This is a genomic window from Pontibacter sp. HJ8, from assembly GCF_054824225.1.
This window is the reverse complement of sequence record NZ_JSYF01000600.1, coordinates 1-850: the sequence shown is the minus strand read 5'-3', so window position 1 is coordinate 850 and position 850 is coordinate 1. Positions and strand designations below refer to the sequence as shown.

Here is an 850-nt window from a genome sequence, read left to right as displayed (position 1 = left end):
TTCTATTTTTAGGATGGCTATCTATTCTTGAAGAGGTTGGGAGCTATTTCAAAGAAGGAAACGGAATCAAGTATAGAAATAAGAAAAGAACCAAAGATGGGTACACCACAAGAGTAGAGGGTGAATGGCAAGTACAACGGTTTGGAACCGACCAAGTGTCCTTTGTCACCAATGCTTACAAGCAGCAATTACAAACCATGCTAAAAGATACTCCTCTTTGGAAGAAAGGACTTTGGAATCAGCAAGAAGTTTTTCATGGGAGTGCCATCGAGATGGACACTATACTAGGTAAGCGCAAATTTGATTCTATTGTATTCAGTCCACCTTATGCAAATAGGTTTGATTATTTTGAATCTCAGAAAGTTGAGCTTTGGTTTGGTAATTTTATCAATAACTCTACTGATCTTAAAGAGGTTAGAAAGAAGTCCATGCGGTCTCACCTTGGAGCAGATAGGACAAGAGTATTAGATTCTAATAGGTTCTTAGATAACCTTATTTCATTGATGGATACATCATCAAGTAGCTGGAGAATGGGAGTTCCTCAAATGCTCCATGGATACTTCACAGATATGCATCAAATACTGAGACATTGCAGAAGATATCTAAAACCAGGTGGAAAATGTTGCATCGTGATAGGTAATTCTGCATTTGCCGGTGTGGTCATACCCACTGATAGCTTAACTGCTAAAATCGGTATAGAAGCTGGTTTTAAATCAAGTGAGGTAATTCAAGTAAGGCATTTGACAGTAGCTCCTCAGCAAAGAACTCAACTAATTGGGTTAGAAAATTTTATGAGAGAATCTGTTGTAGTATTAAGGTAAGCTAAGAGTAAATGACGGGTAGAGTTGAA

The 850-nt window shown here is 37.9% G+C and carries 1 protein-coding gene; it reads left to right on the top strand.

From position 1 onward, the window contains the following. On the top strand, positions 1-821 hold an 821-nt coding region (locus OB13_RS19910), incomplete at its 5' end, for a hypothetical protein (RefSeq protein WP_461491934.1). Positions 822-850: the final 29 nt, after the last annotated feature.